Origin of the sequence: Alienimonas chondri, assembly GCF_013036045.1 — a bacterium.
Lineage (GTDB): Bacteria > Planctomycetota > Planctomycetia > Planctomycetales > Planctomycetaceae > Alienimonas > Alienimonas chondri.
The window spans coordinates 1-2,308 of record NZ_WTPX01000297.1; the positions used below are offsets into that span (position 1 = coordinate 1).

The 2,308-nt window shown below is 73.7% G+C and carries 1 protein-coding gene and 1 pseudogene; both read right to left on the reverse strand.

Features of this window, described 5'->3' with window-relative positions; genetic code table 11:
- A pseudogene (locus LzC2_RS21150) lies at positions 1–513 on the reverse strand (hypothetical protein); the annotation flags it as partial.
- A 20-nt stretch (positions 514–533) separates the two neighbouring features.
- On the reverse strand, positions 534–2,308 hold a 1,775-nt coding region (locus LzC2_RS21155), incomplete at its 5' end, for a hypothetical protein (RefSeq protein ID WP_171190004.1).

Sequence of the window (2,308 nt, forward strand, 5' to 3'; positions counted from 1 at the left end):
GTTGGCGGACGGCGCCTCGGCGAGCAGCAGGTCCGCCCGCCGCCAGCGGGGCAGGGGGTCGACGGCGGCGGTCGCGTTCTCCAAGGCCCGATCGCCGGTCGGGCGATCTTCGGGCGGGGTCGCGTCGAAGCGGTCGGCGGTGCCGCCGGGCAGTCGGCCGAGCGCCTCGGCGAGTCGGACCTTGCGGGCGTCGGGGAGGTGCCGATCGAAGCGGGTCATGCTGTCGGATCCGTCCACCAGCACGCGGACCCGGCCCAGTTCGCCCTCGATGCGGGTGTGCGTCAGCACCGGGGCGCACAGCAACAGCACGCCCAGCGCGAACGCCAGCGATCGCAGCCCCGGCAGCCCCCAGCGATAGCCCTTCGACAGGTGCGACGCCTCCCGCAGATAGAACCGCCACGCCAGCGCCGCGGCGGCCGCGGCCAGCAGCAACCCCGCCCACAGCGGCAGCGGCCCGACGAACCGCAACGCGGTCCCGCCGATCTCCGGGCCGTCCGTCGTCTGGGCGAGCAAGGTTCTCGGAGCAAACAGGCTCATCGCGTCCCCCCCGCCGCGGCGTCCGGCGTTCCGGCGCCGAGCGACCTGCCGCCCGGCACCATGCTGAACCGCTGTTGAAGAATCAATTCGAGGAACAGCGCCGCCAGCAGCCCGGCGAGGACCCAGCGCCAGAGTTCGCTGCCGTGCCGGCGGCGATCGTCCCGGGCGCGGTACTCCGCGGCGGAGGTGACGATCGTCGCGCCGAGGCGCTCCGCGAGCGCGGCGCCTTCCGCTTCGCTCAGCGTGCCGGGGACCGACTCCCGCGGGTCGGCGGAGACGGCGAAGCGAGCGATCGCCGGGTCGTCGGGACCGGCGCTCGGCCAGGAGAGTTCATAGAAGCCGGGCAGGCGGGTGTTTTCGTAGCGGGCGAGCCGCACGACCGGGGCGCCGTCGCCCTCATCGACTTCTTCCTCGCTCGACTCAACGGCGGTGACGGAGGAGCGACGCCCGTCCGGGGCGACGGCGGCGACGGCTTCCACCGCGGCGGGCACGGAGGCGATGGCCGGTTCGCCCGGAACGAGCGTCGCGGGCGGCGCCGGGCGGGTCGCCAGCGTCGCGGCGAGCCCCTGCATCAGCGGCACGAACGACGGCCGCAGCGGCAGATCGGACCAGTCCGCATCCACCGCGGTCGTCATCTGCACCACCGTGCCGCGACCGAACGGCTTGACGATCAGCAGCGGGTCCGCGGTGTCCAACCGGGCGACCACGCGGCCGCCGTTCTGCTCCGAAGCGTCGTCGGCGTCCTGCTTGGGTTGTTCCACCGTCATCCAGCGACGCACGGGGGCCGTGGTAAGATCGCCGTTGGCCGGGTCGTTGAAGGGTTCGAGCGCCGGGTGATCGAACCGCTCCGCCAGCACGCGGGACGCCGCGTCGTCGCCGCCCGCCACGCCGGTCCACGCCCGCGGCAGCAAGCCGGCGCCGTCGTTGAAGAGCCGATCGCGGTGCCAACGCAGATCGACTTTGTCGCCGGCGGCGATCAGTAGCGAACCGCCGGTCTGGACGAACTCCGTCAGGGCGGTCAGCGCGTCGTCCGTCAGCCGATCGACGTTCGCCAGCACGACCAGACGGGCCTCGGCGAGCGCTTCGGCGGTCAGTTCGCTGGGGGCGAGGGTACTTGTTTCGATCAGGTCCGCGGCTTTCCCTCCTTCCAGATTGGCGGCGCCGAACGACAGCGGGGTGAGGGCGATGGAGAGGAAATCGGTCTCTCCCGCGAGCGGCCTGTTCGACGGGGCGCCGTCCACCAGCAGCACGGGCAGTCGGCCGAGCACGCGGACGGCGGTGCGGCCGACGTCGTCCGCGGGGAGGGCGTCGCCGGGCGTCGCGGTGACGGCGACGGCGTGCGTGCCGGGGGCGTCGAAGGGGTGCACGAACAACGCCCCGACCGTACCGCCGGCCGGCACCACGACCGACTGCACGCCGGCCTCGGCGCCGTCGACGCTTAACACGGCTCGCACCGTGCGATCGGTCGTCGCATGGTTCCGCAGCGTGGCCCGCAGCCGCACGGGCCGGCCCACGCCCACCGGCCGGGCCGGCGATTCGATCTGCTCGACGGAGACGTTTTCGAGGGCGTTCCCCGATCCCTCGCCGACCGGCAGCAGGGTGAGGGCGGGCGGGAGATCGAGGTCGTCCACGCCGCGGCGGAAGGCGTCGGCGGCATCCGCGGGGAGGGCGCCGGTTTGCAGATCGCTGACGACGATCAGTTCGCGGTCGGCGTGGCTCATCCCGGAGAGCGCCGCGAGGCCCGCTTCGAGCGCCGCCGGCAGGTCCGCGG